Here is a 16,499-nt window from a genome sequence, read left to right on the forward strand (position 1 = left end):
CGTGGTGAATTATTCCCCCCGAGACGCCCCGCATCAGGACAGGAGTCGCCGGAGACGGCGCCGGACCAGCGCCGGCGTTTGGGCGACCTGGGTGTAGGTGAACCGGACGACGGTGTAGCCGGCGAGCGTGAGCTGCTGATCGCGTTCGCGGTCGCGCTCGAAGGCGCCGGGCATCGAGTGATAGGTGTAGCTGTCGGCTTCGACCATCAAGCGCTTGGCGGGCCAGAAGAAGTCCACCAAGAAGCCCTCGACCCTGGCGTTCGCGACCGGCTGCGGAAGCACGTGGTCGTCGCAGAGTTGGAGCACGAGGACCTCGAGGATGCTCCGCACGTCTGCGGCGCCCACGCCCTGGAGCGCATCGAGCAATCGCCGAAGCGCCGGCGCTCCATGCTGACGCGGATGCTCATCGAGGCACCGGCGGACAGCGAGGAGATCGAAGAGGTCGAGGCGATTCGCCTGTGCGATGGCATCCTCCATCGCCCTGGGTCGCAACTCCGGTGAAAGGTCCAGGAGCGTCCGTGCCACCGTGGTGGTTGGTATCTCCTCGATGAGCGTGCACTCCCAGGCGCGCAGGGTCCCAACGCGGTGGAGCCTGATCCGCGTCCGGTCGGGATGACGTCCGGAACGCCATGGGGTCGTGACGTCAATCAGACGTCCGCGCGACGGCATCAGCCCCCAGTGGGCGGCCGCATCGGCGTGGCTGAGGACTGCCTTCTCGCCGCAAGCCAGCACGGCACCCATCCATCGCCCTTCGCGCGGCAGCACGTCGTGGCCAACGAGATAGACCTCTGGGAAGTGGCGGATGAGCCGCCCGACACGCAGCCGGTACGCGATCTGCTGGTGGCTGAGACCGAGGGCCCGAAGTTGCCGGTGAGCCACCGGGCCGTGTTGGGAGCCGGCGAGCTTCGCGATTCGATGATCCAGGTCGTTTCGTGGTGACATATTCACCACGAGGCGCCCCGGACAGGAGGTTCGCCCCTGCGCGGCGCAGGGAACGTCGCCGCGCGGACCTAGGAGAGGCCCGTGCCCAAGGGGGCGAAGGCGCGGCGGACGGCCGCCACCGCCGGCTTGGGCCGGCCCGCGTAGTCAAACAACCCCTTGGTGTTGAGGCCGCGCTCGATGTGGATGTCGGGCACCACCGACGAGATCGAGCCGCCCGCGAAGGTCGGCGCCACGCCGAAGTCCTGGAGGTTCCACACCAACATGCCGGACAACGCCGACATCGAGCTGTAGGTCTTGATGTGGCGGCGCAGCAGCCAGGACTGGTAGTCGTAGCCGCCCGGTGCGTCGAGGGGGTTCGATCCGTTGGCCTCCGCCCCGAACTCGCTCACGAGCAAGACCTTGTTCTTGAACGTCCGCGTGAAGCCGACGGCGGTGTCGTGCAGCCGCGCGACGATGTCGGCGCGGGACTCGTCGCCGCCCTCGTACCACCCGACGTAGTTGGTCAGCGCGACCGCGTCCACGTCCCGATAGATCGCCCCGGGCACCGCGGGTGGATGCGCGCCCCAGAGGTCGACGGCGACTAGCCGGCCCGGGTCGCGCTGGTGCAGCTCGCGCGCCATGTCGCGCACGTAGGCGACCTGCGAGGCGTCGTGGCCATTGCCGGCGATCTCGTTGACCAGGTTCCAGGCGATGACAGAAGGATGCAGCTGCTCCTGGCGGACGCTGACCCGGACGCGCTCGCGCGCCGCATGCGCCAGCGCCGGTGTGCTCGACGTCCACGCCCCCGGCGCGTCGACGGGGCCGACACCCTGCCAGACCATGATCCCGGCGCGGTCCAGCCGCTCCAGCAGCGGCGCCGACAGCGCGTGCTGGGCGCGCGTCGCGTTGGCGCCGACGGCCTTCAGCTCGCGCACGATCGCGTCCATGTCAGCACTCGTCAGCGCGTCGCCGTGGCCCTCGGCGTCCTCGTTGATCGACGCGCCGTGCAGCCGCAACCGCTTGCCGTTGAGCAGCACGATGTTGCCCTCGCGGCGGATCTCGCGCAGGCCGACCTGGTCGTCCCACGCGCTCTCGCCCGCCACCGCGAGGTGCAAGGCGTACAACGACGGCGACCCGGGCGCCCACAAGGCAGGGTCCTTGATCACCACGCGCGAGGTCACCCGGCGCGTCTGACCCCCACCGACGCGCACCGGTGAGAAGACGAGGTCCGGGCCGGAGCCGCGACGGCGCAGCGTCCCGCGCACCTGCACCGTCCGCGCCCAGTCGCTGCGGTTGTGCACCAACACGCTCACGTCAACGGTCGCGGCGCCGCCGGGCGACAGCTGCGTGCGCAGCGCCGGCGCCTCCAGCTCCGACCGCCCCAGCGGGCGCAGCGTCACCTCGCGATTGATGCCGCCGTAGTTGAACCAGGTCCGGTGCCAGCCCTCACGCTTCTGGCGCGACGGGAAGCGGTAGTCGGCCTTGACGACCAGCCGGTGCGGCACGCCCTCGCGCAAGCGCAAGGTGAACTCAAACGGGAGATAGGCACCGGTGTGCGTTCCGAGCAGCTGCCCGTCGAGCCAGACCTCCGCGACATGGTGAACGGACTCGAAGCGCAGCGCGAAGGAGCCGGTGCGCGGCGCGATCAACGTCGTGCGATACCAGGCGATCCCACCGCGGTAGGCCGCGACGCCCGCCGCACCGGTGACCTTCGCGGCGTTGGCGACGTTCGGCAGCGTGACCAGCCGGCCACCGAAGTGGCCCGCGGCCCAGCCGGCCAACTCACCGGTGTCGTCGGGATCGCGCGCCTGCACCCAGGGGCCGGCGACCGCCAGGCGCCCATCCGGCCCACCGTGCGCAGCGGGCGGCACGAGCGACTCGCCCTGGGGCCGCGAGCCGATCGCGCCCAGCACCACGGCCGTCCCGCCAACCAGCATCGCCACCGCCAAGGCAGCCGAGACCACGAGCTTGAGACCGGTGTCGCGCATCAGGTCAGTCGTCGATGATGGCAACCGCACGAGCAGGCGCCGCCGAGCCGCCTACCAGCCGCAGCGGGAAGACCGAGACGGTGAAGCCCGTCGGCGGCAGCTCGCGCAGCGCGCAGAGGCGCTCGATCTGGCAGTACTCGAGGTCGGCCTGGTGCGCGGCCCAGAAGATTCCGGGCTCGCCGGCCTCCTTCGCCGCGGCGGCCTGGAGGTGCAGCGGCGCGTCCCAGCCCCAGGCGTCGATGCCCATCACACGGACGCCTTGGGCGTGCAGCCAGCGCGTGGCCTCGACGGTCACGCCCGGACCGCGGGTCATGTAGTCCAAGGAGTCGATGAAGTCATCGCGGTCGGTCCGGACCAGCACGATGTCTCCGGGGGACAAGTCGTGCCCGGCGGCATCCAACGCGGCCTGCGCCTCCTCGACCGTCATCGCCTCCCCATCAGCCTTGTGCGACATGTCGAGCACGACGCCCGGCCCGAAGAACCATTCCAGCGGCAACTCGTCGATCCGCTTGGCCGGTGCGCCGCCGATCGTCGAGTTGTAGTGGTAGGGCGCATCGACATGGGTCGAGTTGTGGGTCCCGAACCGCGTGAACGTCTCGACCGCCCAACCCTCGCGATCGCGCAGCAGCTCCGGGCCGACTCCGAGCATCGCCTCGATCGTCTTCGCGCCCTCCGCGTGGTCGGAGAACTCGACGTCGGTGCGCAAGATGTCGGGCAACTCCGGCGGTGACGGAGTGATGGGCGCACTGAGGTCCACGAAGCGAGGCATCGGCGCAGCCGACTTCGCGACCGACGCCGCATGTCCTGCAACGGACCTCTCTCCGGAGCGGTGTCGGCTCGCCGTCTTCGCGACCGACGCCGCATGTCCTGCAACGGACCTCCGTCTAGAGCGCCGTCGGCTCGGTGCCGACGTTCATCGCCACGTACTTGGTCTCCAGGTATTCGTCGAGCCCCTCGGGCCCGCCCTCGCGGCCAAAGCCCGACTGCTTGACGCCGCCAAACGGCGCGCCGGCGTTGGAGACCATGCCCTGGTTGAGGCCAATCATCCCCGTCTCGAGCGACTCGATGACCTTGAAGGCGCGGTTGAGGTCGGTGGTGAAGATGTAGGAGACGAGGCCGTACTCGGTGTCGTTGGCGCGCGCGATCGCCTCCTCGTCGGAAGCGAACGTCGTGATCGGCGCCACCGGCCCGAAGATCTCCTCCGACAGCAGGTCCGCACCGTCCGGGACGTCGGCCAGGACGGTCGGCTCGTAGAAGTAGCCCGCGCCGTCGACCCGCGCGCCGCCGGTCAGGACACGCGCGCCCTTCCCCACCGCGTCGTCGACCAGCTCGGCGACCTTCGAGCGCTGCGCCTCGTCGATCAGCGGCCCGACCTGGATCCCGTCCTCGGTTCCGCGCCCGACCTTCAGCGCGCCGATCTTCGCCGCGAGCCTGTCGGCGAACTCCGACGCGACGGACTCGTGGACGTGGAAGCGGTTGGCGCTCGTGCACGCCTCACCGCCGTTGCGCATCTTGGCCAGCAGCGCACCCTCGACGGCCGCATCCAGGTCCGCGTCCTCGAAGACCAGGAACGGCGCGTTGCCGCCGAGCTCCATCGAGACCTTCAGCACCTGCTCGGCCGACTGCTTGATCAGCTCCTTGCCGACCGGCGTCGAACCGGTGAACGACATCTTGCGCACGCGCGGGTCCTCGATCAGGGGCGCCATGATCGACCCCGAGGACGACGCGGTGATGACGTTCAGCACGCCGCCCGGCAGCCCGGCCTCCTCGAAGATCTGCGCCAGCGCCAGCATCGAGAGCGGCGTCTGCTTGGCCGGCTTGACGACGCAGGTGCAGCCGGTCGCCAGCGCGGGGCCGATCTTGCGCGTGCCCATCGCCAATGGGAAGTTCCAGGGCGTGATGAACAGGCATGGGCCGATCGGCTGGCGCAACGTCAGCACGCGCCCCTTGCCGGTCTCGTTGACCGTGAAGCGCCCGTTGATGCGGACCGCCTCCTCGGAGTACCAGCGCAGGAAGTTGTTGGCGTAGGTGATCTCGCCGAGCGACTCTGCGACCGGCTTGCCCATCTCCAAGGTCATCAACAACGCGAGCTCCTCGGCGCGCGCGTGGATCAGGTCGTAGGCGCGCCGCAGGATGTCGGCACGCTCACGCGGGGCGACGTTGCGCCACGTCTTGAACGCCTCGGTCGCCGCGGCCAGCGCCGCATCGGCGTCCTCGTGCGTCGCATCGGCGACCGTCGCAATCGTCTCGCCCGTCGCCGGATCCTCGACGTCGAGCGTCGCGCCACCGGTCGCGTCGCGCCACTGCCCACCGATGAAGAGCTGGGTCTTGACGCCCTCGACCACCCGGGTCTCGTCCGCTGTCGCTGCCATCTGCCGGTCCTCCTTGGTTGAGCCTCCGAGGATACGACTGCCCGGTGTGCCGTAGCGGCGAAACCAGCAGCTATGACCTATGACTATTCCGCGCCACGCAGGACCGCGCCGAACGTGCGGCCAAGGATCTTGACGTCCAGCGCGAGCGACCACTCGTCGATGTAGGCGTTGTCCAACTGCGCCCGCGTGGCGATGCAGGTCGCACCACGTGAGCCCTCGACCTGCGCGAGGCCGGTCAGCCCGACGCGGACGCGATGGCGGCGCGCGTAGCCGGGGACGTCGTCGCTGAAGCGCTCGACGTGCTCGGGGCGCTCGGGGCGCGGGCCGACGAGGGCCATGTCGCCGCAGACGACGTTCCACAGCTGCGGCAGCTCGTCGAGCGAGGAGCGACGCAGGAAGCGCCCGACCGCGGTGCGCCGGTCGACGCCTTCGATGCCGCCGGGAGCGCTGCCGCCGGCGGGGACGAAGCCGGCGTCATCGGCGACGCGCATCGAGCGAAACTTGAGCATCTCGAAGAGCTCGCCGTCCTGGCCGACGCGGCGCTGGCGAAAGAGGATGGGCCCGCGTGAGGTGCCGCGCACGGCGAGCGCGGCTGCGATCAGAACGGGCGCGACGAGCAGCAGCGCGACGAGCGCGATGCAGCGACCCACGAGGTACTTGGCCTCGAGGGCGACGGCGTGGGCCTCGACAGCCGGCGCGGCTGCGGCGAGCAGCGCGGCGGACATGGGGACGGCGAGGGCCAGCAGCAGCAGGGAGAGGAGGAGAGGGAGCGGCAACACATCCCTGCCATCGGACATCTGCCTAGGCCAGCGCATCCCCGCTTATGGGTATCGGACCCCGTCTCCGATAAGACCCGGCGCGTAGCCGCTCGTCTATGGGGAGCTTTGGTGCACTTTAGGCAACAGCGCGGGCCAGCGCGGCCTCGCGACGCATTGCATTTCGAGCGCGAGGCAGGTAGCGCAACGGCCCAGGCACCAGCGGCCAGCTGGCCCGCAGGCTGGTCAGCATCGTGCGCAGGACGATCTCCTCCGCCGTCGACCACGACAGGCCGAGCGTCTCCCGCGCGGCCGGCGGCAGCGTGCCCCGCGCGATCCAGGCCGGACCGCGGCTGGCCAGCGGCCGCAGCGCGGCCCACGCCGGACCCGCCAGCCAGGGGTAGGGCGCGGGCAGCTCGCCGTTGGGCGCGAACGTGCCGGCGGCGACCGGTGTGCGCTCCAGCACGTCGTGCAGCATGTGCTCCCAGTACTCCTGGAACGCTGCGTAGCTCTCCGGAACCGGGCGCATCGTCAGGCCGTAGAGCGCGTACCAGTCGATCGACTCCTCGTAGAGCAGCTCGAGCTCGGCCGCCCCGAGGCGGTTTCCGAAGAGCTCTTGGCCGGCGATGATCGACTCGAAGAAGGTCGCGTGGGCCCAGTAAAAGGCGTCGGGGCTGAGCGCGTGGTACTTGCGGCCCTGGCTGTCGGTGCCCTTGATCGACTTGTGCTGGTCGCGCACCCACGCGCCGGTCGCGCCGGCCTCCGGCCCGTCGTAGACCACACCGAGGATCGGCGGCGCCGAGCGCAGCAGCCGGTTGAGCGGGTTCTCGAGGAAGTCGGAGTGCTGCAGCAGCGCGGCGTTGATCGCCGGGTGCATCGCCTGCAGGACGCCGGCGCGCACGGTGAGCAGCATGCCGCGGGCGTCGCCGAAGTAGCGCCAGGTCAGCGAATCGGGGCCGAGCGGGCGGGCGTCATCGGACGGCATCCGCTGCCAGTCTGAAGATGACAACGCTCGTTGTCAATCACGTCTCTCGAGAGCTCACGCGCGCCGCGGCGATGATCAGCCGCGCCGCATGGGCGTTGAGCCGCTCGGTCGAGATCGGCGGGCGGCTCCCCATCCACGCGAGATAGAGGTTGCGCAGCGCGCCGATCAACGCGACCGCGGTCAGCTCGGCGTCGACCGCGTCCGGAGCGTCGGGCAGCGCCGTGATCTGCGCAACGAGCAGCGCGGCGAACGCCGGGACCAGCTCGACGTCGTGGCGAGCCAGGACCGTGTCGGAGAACGACTCGCTGAGCAGGACGCGGCCGCGGCGCGGATCCTCTTCCAGGAAGGCGGTGAAGGCGCCGACGGCGGCGTAGGCGAGCGCCGCCTGGTGGCGTTCGCGCGGATCGTCGACCTCGGCCGTCGTGGCGGCCAGCGCCTCACCCTCGGCCTCACCGCCGCCTGCCACGTGCGCGGCCACGACGGCGACGATCGCGGCGCGCGCCTGGGCAGCGACCTGCGCGTGAACCGCGCGCAGCAGCGCGTCACGCCCGTCGAAGCTCTCGTAGAAGTAGCGCTCCGACAGCTTGGTCGCCCGGCAGGCCGCACGCACGGTGACACCGGCCGCGCCGTCGGTCCCCAGCAGCTCAGTGCCCGCGTCGATCAGCGCGGCGCGGCGTGCCGCGGCCCGGTCCTCCAGCGTGGTGCCCGCCCAGGTGCGCGAAGAAGCCATGGTCTAGGTGTTGGCCACCGTCTCGTCGCCCAGCTCGGACGAGAACGCGACGTCCATGGAGTAGTCGATCGGCAGCACGATGAGCGACGGCAGGTCAAGCGTCAGCGCGTGGCGCAGGTGCTTGCCGAAGTCGTCGGGCGCCTGGCAGCGCCACGCCGGCATCCCGAACGCCTCGGCGAGCTTGACGAAATCCGGATTGGTGAAGTCCACCCCGAAGTGCTCGCCGAACTTCTTGTCCTGCTTCCAGACGATCGAGCCGAACTGCCGGTTCTCCCAGACGACGTTGACGAACGGCGTCTTGAGGCGCATCGCGGTCTCGAACTCCTGGAAGTTCATCAAGATGCCGCCGTCGCCGCTGACCGTCACCACGCGCTTGCTCGGGTGCACGAGCTTGGCCGCGACCGCGCACGGGACCGCGAAGCCCATCCCCGCCAGGCCGTTGGCGATCATCACCGTGTTGGGCTCGTGGGCCGGGAACATGCGCCCGATCCAGAGCTTGTGGAGCCCGACGTCGGAGATCAGGATGTCGTCGGGTCGCAGCGCCTTGCGGATCTCGTAGAGCACCCGCGGCGGTTGCATCGGGAACGCGTCGTCATCGCGCGCGCCCTCCAAGCGACCTTCCACGAGCGAGCGCAGCCGGGGAGAACCACCGGAGTGCGGGACGTCCCGGCACTCCTCGGCCAGCCGCGTGAGCACGTGGTAGATATCGCCGACCAGCTCGACCTCGGGCGTGAAGTACTCGTCGATCTCGGCGGCCTCGGAGTCGAGCACGATGATCGTCTTGTCGCGCCGCGGGTTCCAGTACTTGGGCGCGTGCTCGACGAGGTCGTAGCCGATCGCGATGACCACGTCGGCGTCCTCGAAGCCGGCCAGCGCGTAGTCGCGCGCCTGCAGCCCGACGGTGCCCAGCGCCTTGGGATCCTCGTAGTCCAGGAGGCCCTTGCCCATGAACGTCTCGGCGACCGCGATACCGGTCGCGCGGCAGAACTCGCGCAGCGCGGGTGCCGCGCCGGCGCGCACCGCGCCGTTGCCGGCCAGCGCGACCGGGTTGATGGCGTTGCGGATCAGGTCGGCGGCCTTGAGCAGCTCACGCGCGCTCGGCTCGGGCTTGACCGGCCGGCGGCGCGGCAGGGGGCGCGCGTCGACCTCGGCGGCCATGACGTCCTCGGGCAGCTCCAGGTGGGTGGCGCCGGGCTTCTCGGACTCGGCGACCTTGAAGGCCTTGCGGACGACCTCGGGGATGATCTCCGGGCTCGTCACGCGCGCGTTCCACTTGGTGATCGGGCGGAAGAGCTCGACCAGGTCGATGAACTGATGCGACTCCTTGTGCATCCGTTCGAGGTCGGCCTGACCGGTCAGCGCGACGAGCGGCGCGCGGTCCAGGAAGGCGTCGCCGATCGCGGTGACAAGGTTCATCGCGCCCGGCCCGAGCGTCCCCAGGCAGACGCCCGCGCGCCCGGTCAGACGTCCGTACATGTCGGCCATGTAGGCCCCGCCCTGTTCGTGTCGAACGGGGATGAAGGAGACCGAGGAGCTCGCGAGCGACTGGTTGAGGTCCAGCGTCTCCTCCCCCGGAATGCCGAACACGTACTTGACGCCCTCCGCCTCGAGGCATTCGACGAAGAGGTCAGATGCTCGCCGCTTGGACATGTGCTTTCCCTACCCTGACTGGCTGCAGCGCTTGAGACAACGCCCGATGTCGACCGAACCTAGCACCGCAACTCACCTCCCCTGCCCGCGTTTTGCAACGGGCATGCGCCGGATCGCCGCCTCCCTCTCGCTCGCGCTGGCAGCCGCGCTGGCCCTCGCGCCCGGTGCGCCCGCGGCCGGGCGGCTGGTGGTCAAGGGCCACGGCTTCGGCCACGGCATCGGGATGAGCCAGTACGGCGCGCTTGGCTACGCGCAGCACGGCAGCTCCTACCGCGACATCCTCAGCCACTACTACGAGCAGACCAACGTCGTGCCGCTGGCCGATCCGCCGGACGTGCGGGTGCTGTTGCAGACGACGCGACGGGTCGTCGTCAGCGGCATGGTCGCGGGCGGATCGCGCAAGCTGAAGGCCACCTCGAGCTACTCGGTCGGCGCCAGCGGCGGGCGCGTCTCGCTGTATGCCGCCTCGGGCCGCCGGTTGGGCACCTACGCCGCGCCGCTGCGGTTGAGCGCGCCGAAGGCCGGGGCGTTCCGGCTGCGCGGCGCCGCGGCCAACGGCACGCGTGACGGGCGCTACCGCGGGGCGCTGGAGCTCCGCGTGGTCGGTTCTCGCGTGGAGGCGATCAACGCGCTCAACTTGGAGGACTACGTCCGCGGCGTCGTCTCGGCCGAGTCGCCGTCGACCTGGCCAGCCGAAGCGTTGAAGGCCCAGGCCGTCGCGGCGCGCACCTACGCGGTGACGACCAACGTCGGCACGACCACCGACGGCATCGACCAGTACGCCGACACGCGCTCGCAGATGTACAAGGGCGTCGCCGCCGAGTTCCCGAGCACCGACGCCGCGGTCGCCGCCACCAACGACGAGGTCGTCGCCCAGGACGGCAAACCGGTCACCACCTACTTCTTCTCCACATCGGGCGGCCACACCGAGAACATCGAGGACTCGTTCATCGGCGCGCTGCCGCGCACGTGGCTCAAGGGCGTCGACGATCCGTTCGACAGCGTCTCGCCCCGTCACAACTGGGGGCCGTTCACCTTCTCGCAGGCGAGCGTGCAAGCCAAGTTGAAGGGGTTGATCCGCGGCTCCTTCCGCGGCATCACGGTTCTGGAGCGCGGCGCGTCCCCGCGCATCGTGCGCGCCGAGGTCGACGGCACCAACGGCGTCACCCAGGTCACCGGCCCGCAGCTACGCACGCGCCTCGGGCTGTTTGACACCTGGGCATCGTTCACCTACATCTCGGGGACGAAGAAGCAGTCGTCCGATGAGGACGGCGGCGGGGACGGCGACACCCCGGCCGACGTCCCGGCCAGCACGACCGCCCCCGGCGCCACGACCTCGCCGACCAGCGGCGGCGCCACGCCACCGCCTGCCGCCGACGCCACGGGCGGCCAGGTCGCGACGACCGGCGGATAGGACTTCCCGCCAGGTTCTGGGTCGCTGCGAGCTGCGATAGGCAGCGCTCAGCGACCCGGATTCTCTAGCGGCCGTGACAAATGTCCGCTGAGAACGGCACTCCAACGCTCACGTTTGGCGCCGAACTGCCGATCGCGCAGATATGACCGGCGTGTCGATGGCGATCGCAGTGCTTGCGCTTGGCGCGCTCTGGCTGCTGTCGGCCTGGCGCGGGTTGGTCGCTGCACGGAACGCCGCCGACAGCGCGTGGAACGCCATCGACGTCCACCTCCGCGACCGTCACGCGCTCATCGGCGCGCTCGTGGCCGCCGTCCAGGCCGAGACGCCGGTCGAGGCCGAGACACTGGCCCGGGTCACCGCCGCCCGCGACCATGCGGTCGCCGCCACGAGCCCGTGGGAGCGCGCCAACGCCGAGCGTCGCCTCGTCGCCGGAATCGCCGCTATCGCCACGCTGGCCGAGCACCATCCAGGCCTCGGCGCCACCGGCGCCTTCGTCGACCTCCAAGCCCGCCTGAGCCACATCGAAGACGAAGCGCAGGCCGCGCGGCGCATCTACAACGCCGACGTCCGCCTCTACACCCGCCGCCGCAACCGTCTGGCCGGCAGGCTGCTGCGCAAGCTCGGCACCTTCGAGGCCCGGCCGTACTTCGAGCTAGACCACACGCGCGACCGCAGCGCGATGGGCGGCGACGGCTTCACGCTCGCCCGCGCCGCGTAGCTCGTTTCTGCGCTCAGCCGCCGTAGACGCGCGAGAGCGACTCAGCGACGCAGACCGGCTTGTCGCCACCCTCGCGCTCGAACGTCTGGGTCACGGTGAACTGCACCCCACCCGGCACATCCTCGGCCTTGGTCAGCGTCGCGCCCATCCGGACCTTCGAGCCCACCGGCAACGGCGCCGGGAAACGCACCTTGTCGTAGCCGTAGTTGATGCCGAACGCCACACCGGAGATCTCGAACATGGCATAGGAGAACTGCGGACCGAGGCCCAGCGTGTAGAGCCCGTGGGCGATCGTGCCGCCGAACGGCGTGTCCTTCGCCCGCTCGGGATCGACGTGGATCCACTGGTGGTCGCCGGTCGTCTCAGCAAACGCATCGACCGCCTCCTGGGTGACCTCCAGCCAGTCGCTGACACCCAGCTCCTGACCAACCTTGCTCTTGAGCTCGTCGAGCCCGTGGATGACGGTGGCTGTCATCGGGTGAAGTCTAGTGTCGGGATTCGGGCGTTCGGCGGTGCGGGCGGCGGGTTGACCGCCGCCCGCTGGGCCGGGGGGTGCTGCCTAGTTCTTGGTGGCCTTGGCGTAGGTGGCGAAGAGGTGGTCGAGTGCTTGGGCCGCCAGGCGGTCGACGGTGATTGCGGCGAGGAGGTCGGGGTCGATCGGCTTGTCGACAGGTAGGCCGTCGAGGCGGTCGTTGTTGCAGAGGGCGAGGTCGTAGCGGCGGTGGCGCAGCTGCTCGATGAGGTCGTCGGTGAGCGGGACCTCGAAGGTCTCGACGTCGGGGTCGTCCTTGTCGGGGTCCCAGCCGACGGCGGTGATGAGTGCTGTTGCGTCACAGAAGCGCATGGCGAGCACGTATTGGGCTTCGGGGCCGTAGAGGAGGAAATCCTCGAAGAGCTCGTGGCCGAGATCCATCATCTTCTTGGTCTCACGCCGGAGAACGTCGGCGGTCTCGCGATCGACGACGAGCATGCGGGCGTGGGTACGCTGCGGGGTACTCATGGGAGTTGATGCTCCTTTGGGTCATGCCCCCGGGCCGTGTCAGCGGTCGCGGGGGTCTTGATTTGGTTGAAGGGTGGAGCCTAGCCGGGGGAGTGGACGGAGGTGCTCGATTGCGCAGAATCGTTGCGATGTTCGAGAGATGCTGTCCGATCGGAGACAACACCAACAACTTCGTGTACCGACGTCGTGGTGCTCAGCGCGATCGGGGTCGGGGTGTGCGGCGTGGTCCGTCGGCACCGAGGAGAGTGAGCGGGGTCGGTGCCTCTCGGCGTTGGCCTGTCGTCCGCTTTGGTCTCGGGGATGGCGGGCGTCGGATCCGGGTCGTCTGCCCCCTCATATGCGAGGGGCAGACGACCCGGATCGATACGGGGCGTTTGGTGGTGAATTATTGATCACGAGGCGACCCGGACCTCGAGCGCGAGAGATCGCCAGGCAGTGGCCCGCATGGCGTTGGCGTCTCGTGACAGCCGCGTCGCAGTTCCGACTCGAAGCGCGCGGCGCCGCGCTGGCGGCGCGAGCGCGTTGGGACGAGGCGGCGATCCGTGATGTCCCCATCCGCGCGGCGCCCGTTCGGTGCCCACACAAATGCGCGCCGAACCACAGCGCAACACTTTCACCCAACACCCCAGACCACCCGAGCGCGGTGGCGATCGTCGCGGAGCGCCGCCCAACCAACCACACACCGCACCCCGACCCACCGCAGCGAGGTGTATGAAGCGAACGTGGGCATGTGTACAGTGAGCCTGTGATCAAGCGCACGAACATCAACCTCGATATGGACCTCGTGGAGCAGGCGGCCCACGAGTTGGGAACGGAGCGCACGACCGACACGGTCCACGAGGCGCTCCGCGGCGTCGTCGCGCGCGCTCGTCGAGCGCGTCTGGCTGAGCGCGGGTTCGAGGACCTGACGCCCGACGCGCTTGACGCGCTGCGTCGGCCCGCCGGCCGTGCTGCGTGAGCGTCCTCGCGGACACGAGCGCGTGGGTGTGGTCGCGCGCGGCCGGTCGACCTGCCCTGCGTCACGAGTTCGACACCGCGCTCGTCGACGGCGAGATTGCGACGTGCGACATGGTGCGGATGGAGTTGCTGTACAGCGCACGGAACGCCGGCGAGTTCGCAGACCTGCGCGAGGAGTTGGACGCGCTCCCGGATTGCCCGGTCGGCAAGGAGCAGTGGGGGCGCGCGCTGTGGGTGTACGAGCAATTGAGCGCCCAGGGCGGCGCGCACCAGCGGTCGGTCAAGCACGCCGACCTCTTGATCGCGGCCGCTGCCGAGGCCGCAGACGTGGCGGTGCTGCATTACGACGAGGACTACGACCGCATCGCGGCGATCACCGGCCAGCCCACTCGTTGGCTGGCCAAGCGCGGCAGCCTGAAATGACCCGGCGGGCCCTCGAACGACGGATCGCACGTTGACGTTGGATCTCAACGTCTAGGTGCGATCCGTCCCAGCGAGATGGCGCTCGCACGCGGCACGAGCGCGTCGGGACGAGGCGGCGATCCGTGATGTCGACATCCGCGCGGCACCCGTTCGGTGCCCACACAAATGGGCGCCGAACCACGCCCCAACACTTTCACCCAACGCCCCAGACCACCCGAGCGCGGTGGCGATCGTCGCGGAGCGCCGCCCTACCAACCCCGCCCGCACCCCGACCCACCGCAGCAAACCGACGATCAGGCCGAGCCCGCCAGCCACTCGCCCTCAGCCCGCCCCAGCTCCGTCGACGGCGGCTCATCGGCGATGTACTCCAGCGCCAGCGTCCCCCAATCAGCACCGGCCCGCAACTCACCAAGCACGCTGAACAACAACCCCTCCATGCGCCGCAGCAGCAGCGCCTGAGGCGGGATCGTCTGGCGGCGCATCTCCTCGAAGTACGGCGAAGCGGGTGAGCCGGAGATCTCCATCGAGGAGCGCACGTACTCCGGATCGAGACGGCGAAAGCCGGTGATGAAGTACCACTCGCCCGCGGCAGCGAGCTGACCGAGGACGCGGTCGGGATCGAACGCGTCCGGATCGGGCAGGTAGCCGAGCGTCGCCAGGCCGCGGTGCACGGCGTCGGCGTCGCCACCGATGACCGCCCGTGCGACCGCGCGCTCTCCTTCGAGGTATTCGGCGTCCATCCGCCGGATCAACCCGAAGTCCAAGAAGCACACACGACCATCGTCGGCCAGCAGGTAGTTGCCCGGATGCGGGTCGCCCGCGGCGATCCGCTCGCGCCGCAGCAACCCGTAGAAGAACCGGAAGCAGATCTCGGCGAAGCGATCACGCTCGGCCTCCGACAGTCCTTTGACCTCGCCGAAGCCGCGGCCGTCGACGAACTCGCTGATCAGCACACGCCGGGTCGACATCGAGGTGACGACGTCGGGCACGCGGATGAAGGGATGGTCCTTGAACGCCCGCGCCACCCGCCGCTGGTTCTGAGCCTCAAGCTCGTAATCGAGCTCCTCGCCGATCCGGTCGCGCAGCTCGCGCAGGATCGCCTTGGCATCCAACCCCGGCGCCAGGCGCCGCACCAGCGGCAGCAGGACGGCGGCATTCCGCAGATCGGTCTCGACCGCCTCCGCCACGCCCGGGTACTGGACCTTGACCGCGACGTCCCGCCCGTCGTGCAGCACCGCGCGGTAGACCTGTCCGATCGACGCTGCCGCGACCGGCGTGCTGTCAAACGCGGAGAAGTGCTCGTCGAGCGACCCGCCGAGGTCGTCGATGATCACCTTCTCCATCTTCTTGAACGGCACCTGCGGCGCGTCGTCGCGCAAGGACGACAACTTCTCCTTGAAGGCCTCGCGCTCGCCCTCGGGGACCATGTCGAAGTCGATGGTCGAGAGGACCTGGCCGAGCTTCATGGCCGCGCCCTTCATCTGCCCGAGCTGAGTGACCAGCTCGTCGGCGAGCGCGAGCGCCCGCTTGGCGTCGGCTGCCTCGGCCTGGTCGTCGGAGCGCAGGCGGTTGGCGGCCTGGGTGCCCGCCCAACGCGCGCTCTGGCCGGCGACCAGGCCGCCGAACTTCGCGGTGCGCGCGAGGCGGCTGGTGGGGATCTTGGGCATCGGCGGCACCTGGCAGAGTACGGCGCCCATGGGTCCGCTGCTCACCGTCGACGCGCCATCGCTGCTCTACCGCGCCTTCTACGGCCTGCCCAAGTCGATCACCGGCGCCGACGGCACGCCGGTCAACGCGCTGCTGGGCTTCGCCAACCAGGTGCTGTGGGCGGTCGAGCGCCACGCGCCGCGGGCCGTCGTTCTCTGCACGGGCGCCGAAGCCGCTGCCTACCGCGCGGAGTCGCTGGCCTCCTACCACGCCACCCGCCCGCCGGTCCCGGACGAGCTGGCGCCCCAGTGGGCTGATGCGCCAGCGTTCTTCGACGCGTTCGGGTGGCTCTGGGAGGACGCGGGCGACCTGGAGGCCGACGATCTGCTCGGCGCCTACGCCCGCTGCGAGGTCGACGCCGGCGGGACCGCGCTGATCTTCAGCGGCGACCGCGACATGTTCCAGTGCGTGGGGGAGTCGGTGCGCGTCCTGTACCCGCGCGGCGGCAAGGACGGCCCGGAGCTCGTCGACGTCGCGGGGGTCAAGGCGCGCTACGGCATCCGCCCCGACCAGGTGCCGGACTTCATCGCCCTGCGCGGCGATCCGTCGGACGGCATTCCGGGCGCCAAGGGCATCGGGGAGAAGACGGCGGGGGAGATCCTGCGCGTGCATGGCGATCTCGACACAGCCATCGCCAACGCTGACCAAGAGCGCCCACGCGTCGCCGCAGCGCTCCGAAATCAAGCTGAGGAGCTGCGCGAGTTCCGCAAGATCGCGACGCTGCAGCCGATCCCAGTGGCGTGTCCCTCCGATGCGCCGACCACCTTCGGCGAGGCCGCCACGGCCGCGTCGGCGCGCGGGATGAACCGCTTGGCGAGCCGCTTGGAGGAGCTGGCCAAGCAGGAGTAGGGCGTGCGCGGGCGAACGCCGGGCTGAAGC

General features: G+C 70.1%; 17 protein-coding genes. 6 read left to right on the plus strand and 11 right to left on the minus strand.

Annotated elements, in window-relative coordinates:
* Positions 1-33: 33 nt before the first annotated feature.
* Entirely contained in the window at positions 34-345 is a 312-nt protein-coding gene (locus VGO10_RS02700; protein ID WP_327464881.1) for an endonuclease domain-containing protein, read from the minus strand.
* Between the two features lie 333 nt (positions 346-678).
* Between VGO10_RS02700 and VGO10_RS02705 the strand changes: the two genes are divergently transcribed.
* On the plus strand, positions 679-939 hold the full coding sequence (locus VGO10_RS02705) for a hypothetical protein (RefSeq protein WP_327464882.1): 261 nt from the start codon (positions 679-681) through the stop codon (positions 937-939).
* 71 nt (positions 940-1,010) lie between these two features.
* Here VGO10_RS02705 and VGO10_RS02710 read toward each other — a convergent pair whose 3' ends face one another.
* The 7 genes from VGO10_RS02710 to VGO10_RS02740 all read right to left on the minus strand — a co-directional run bounded on the left by VGO10_RS02710 (position 1,011) and on the right by VGO10_RS02740 (position 9,401).
* Entirely contained in the window at positions 1,011-2,909 is a 1,899-nt protein-coding gene (locus tag VGO10_RS02710; RefSeq protein WP_327464884.1) for a glycoside hydrolase family 2 protein, read from the minus strand.
* 4 nt (positions 2,910-2,913) lie between these two features.
* Positions 2,914-3,678: a cyclase family protein gene (locus tag VGO10_RS02715; RefSeq protein ID WP_327464886.1), complete on the minus strand. Its 765-nt coding sequence runs from the start codon at positions 3,676-3,678 to the stop codon at positions 2,914-2,916.
* Positions 3,679-3,793: 115 nt separating this feature from the next.
* Entirely contained in the window at positions 3,794-5,281 is a 1,488-nt protein-coding gene (locus tag VGO10_RS02720) for an NAD-dependent succinate-semialdehyde dehydrogenase (RefSeq protein WP_327464888.1), read from the minus strand.
* 83 nt (positions 5,282-5,364) lie between these two features.
* Complete coding sequence (locus VGO10_RS02725; protein ID WP_327464889.1) at positions 5,365-6,057, minus strand: sugar transferase; 693 nt, start codon at positions 6,055-6,057, stop codon at positions 5,365-5,367.
* Positions 6,058-6,175: 118 nt separating this feature from the next.
* Complete coding sequence (locus tag VGO10_RS02730) at positions 6,176-7,021, minus strand: oxygenase MpaB family protein (protein ID WP_327464891.1); 846 nt, start codon at positions 7,019-7,021, stop codon at positions 6,176-6,178.
* A 37-nt stretch (positions 7,022-7,058) separates the two neighbouring features.
* Complete coding sequence (locus tag VGO10_RS02735) at positions 7,059-7,751, minus strand: TetR family transcriptional regulator (RefSeq protein WP_327464893.1); 693 nt, start codon at positions 7,749-7,751, stop codon at positions 7,059-7,061.
* 3 nt (positions 7,752-7,754) lie between these two features.
* Complete coding sequence (locus tag VGO10_RS02740) at positions 7,755-9,401, minus strand: acetolactate synthase large subunit (protein WP_327464895.1); 1,647 nt, start codon at positions 9,399-9,401, stop codon at positions 7,755-7,757.
* 103 nt (positions 9,402-9,504) lie between these two features.
* On the opposite strand from VGO10_RS02740, the gene VGO10_RS02745 reads away from it, so the two are divergent.
* Positions 9,505-10,815: a SpoIID/LytB domain-containing protein gene (locus VGO10_RS02745; RefSeq protein ID WP_327464897.1), complete on the plus strand. Its 1,311-nt coding sequence runs from the start codon at positions 9,505-9,507 to the stop codon at positions 10,813-10,815.
* Between the two features lie 157 nt (positions 10,816-10,972).
* Positions 10,973-11,533, plus strand: a complete 561-nt coding sequence (locus tag VGO10_RS02750) for a LemA family protein (RefSeq protein ID WP_327464899.1) — start codon at positions 10,973-10,975, stop codon at positions 11,531-11,533.
* Between the two features lie 13 nt (positions 11,534-11,546).
* On the opposite strand, the gene VGO10_RS02755 is transcribed toward VGO10_RS02750, so the two are convergent.
* Together VGO10_RS02755 and VGO10_RS02760 are read right to left on the minus strand one after the other, a co-directional pair.
* Complete coding sequence (locus tag VGO10_RS02755; RefSeq protein ID WP_327464901.1) at positions 11,547-12,008, minus strand: MaoC family dehydratase; 462 nt, start codon at positions 12,006-12,008, stop codon at positions 11,547-11,549.
* 84 nt (positions 12,009-12,092) lie between these two features.
* Positions 12,093-12,533 (minus strand): hypothetical protein, encoded by a 441-nt coding sequence (locus VGO10_RS02760; protein ID WP_327464903.1) that lies wholly within the window; start codon positions 12,531-12,533, stop codon positions 12,093-12,095.
* 745 nt (positions 12,534-13,278) lie between these two features.
* Between VGO10_RS02760 and VGO10_RS02765 the strand changes: the two genes are divergently transcribed.
* The gene (locus VGO10_RS02765) at positions 13,279-13,491 is read left to right on the plus strand and encodes a type II toxin-antitoxin system VapB family antitoxin (RefSeq protein WP_327464905.1); all 213 of its coding nucleotides are present in this window, start codon (positions 13,279-13,281) and stop codon (positions 13,489-13,491) included.
* Positions 13,488-13,913 (plus strand): PIN domain-containing protein, encoded by a 426-nt coding sequence (locus tag VGO10_RS02770; RefSeq protein WP_327464907.1) that lies wholly within the window; start codon positions 13,488-13,490, stop codon positions 13,911-13,913. Before VGO10_RS02765 ends, VGO10_RS02770 begins: the two co-directional genes overlap by 4 nt.
* A gap of 293 nt (positions 13,914-14,206) precedes the next feature.
* Here VGO10_RS02770 and VGO10_RS02775 read toward each other — a convergent pair whose 3' ends face one another.
* Positions 14,207-15,580, minus strand: a complete 1,374-nt coding sequence (locus tag VGO10_RS02775; RefSeq protein ID WP_327464909.1) for an AarF/ABC1/UbiB kinase family protein — start codon at positions 15,578-15,580, stop codon at positions 14,207-14,209.
* Between the two features lie 28 nt (positions 15,581-15,608).
* Here VGO10_RS02775 and VGO10_RS02780 point away from each other — a divergent pair, with 28 nt between their 5' ends.
* Positions 15,609-16,469 (plus strand): 5'-3' exonuclease, encoded by an 861-nt coding sequence (locus VGO10_RS02780; protein WP_327464911.1) that lies wholly within the window; start codon positions 15,609-15,611, stop codon positions 16,467-16,469.
* The last annotated feature ends 30 nt before the right edge of the window (positions 16,470-16,499 follow it).

The organism is Baekduia sp., assembly GCF_035996765.1.
Lineage (GTDB): Bacteria > Actinomycetota > Thermoleophilia > Solirubrobacterales > Solirubrobacteraceae > Baekduia.

Excerpts from the sequence above, each read along its gene's own strand:
- VGO10_RS02710 (WP_327464884.1), bottom strand. The coding sequence starts at position 2,909 with ATGCGCGACACCGGTCTCAAGCTCGTGGTCTCGGCTGCCTTGGCGGTG.
- VGO10_RS02715 (WP_327464886.1), bottom strand. The coding sequence starts at position 3,678 with ATGCCTCGCTTCGTGGACCTCAGTGCGCCCATCACTCCGTCACCGCCG.
- VGO10_RS02720 (WP_327464888.1), bottom strand. The coding sequence starts at position 5,281 with ATGGCAGCGACAGCGGACGAGACCCGGGTGGTCGAGGGCGTCAAGACC.
- VGO10_RS02730 (WP_327464891.1), bottom strand. The coding sequence starts at position 7,021 with ATGCCGTCCGATGACGCCCGCCCGCTCGGCCCCGATTCGCTGACCTGG.
- VGO10_RS02735 (WP_327464893.1), bottom strand. The coding sequence starts at position 7,751 with ATGGCTTCTTCGCGCACCTGGGCGGGCACCACGCTGGAGGACCGGGCC.
- VGO10_RS02740 (WP_327464895.1), bottom strand. The coding sequence starts at position 9,401 with ATGTCCAAGCGGCGAGCATCTGACCTCTTCGTCGAATGCCTCGAGGCG.
- VGO10_RS02745 (WP_327464897.1), top strand. The coding sequence starts at position 9,505 with ATGCGCCGGATCGCCGCCTCCCTCTCGCTCGCGCTGGCAGCCGCGCTG.
- VGO10_RS02750 (WP_327464899.1), top strand. The coding sequence starts at position 10,973 with ATGGCGATCGCAGTGCTTGCGCTTGGCGCGCTCTGGCTGCTGTCGGCC.
- VGO10_RS02755 (WP_327464901.1), bottom strand. The coding sequence starts at position 12,008 with ATGACAGCCACCGTCATCCACGGGCTCGACGAGCTCAAGAGCAAGGTT.
- VGO10_RS02760 (WP_327464903.1), bottom strand. The coding sequence starts at position 12,533 with ATGAGTACCCCGCAGCGTACCCACGCCCGCATGCTCGTCGTCGATCGC.
- VGO10_RS02775 (WP_327464909.1), bottom strand. The coding sequence starts at position 15,580 with ATGCCCAAGATCCCCACCAGCCGCCTCGCGCGCACCGCGAAGTTCGGC.
- VGO10_RS02780 (WP_327464911.1), top strand. The coding sequence starts at position 15,609 with ATGGGTCCGCTGCTCACCGTCGACGCGCCATCGCTGCTCTACCGCGCC.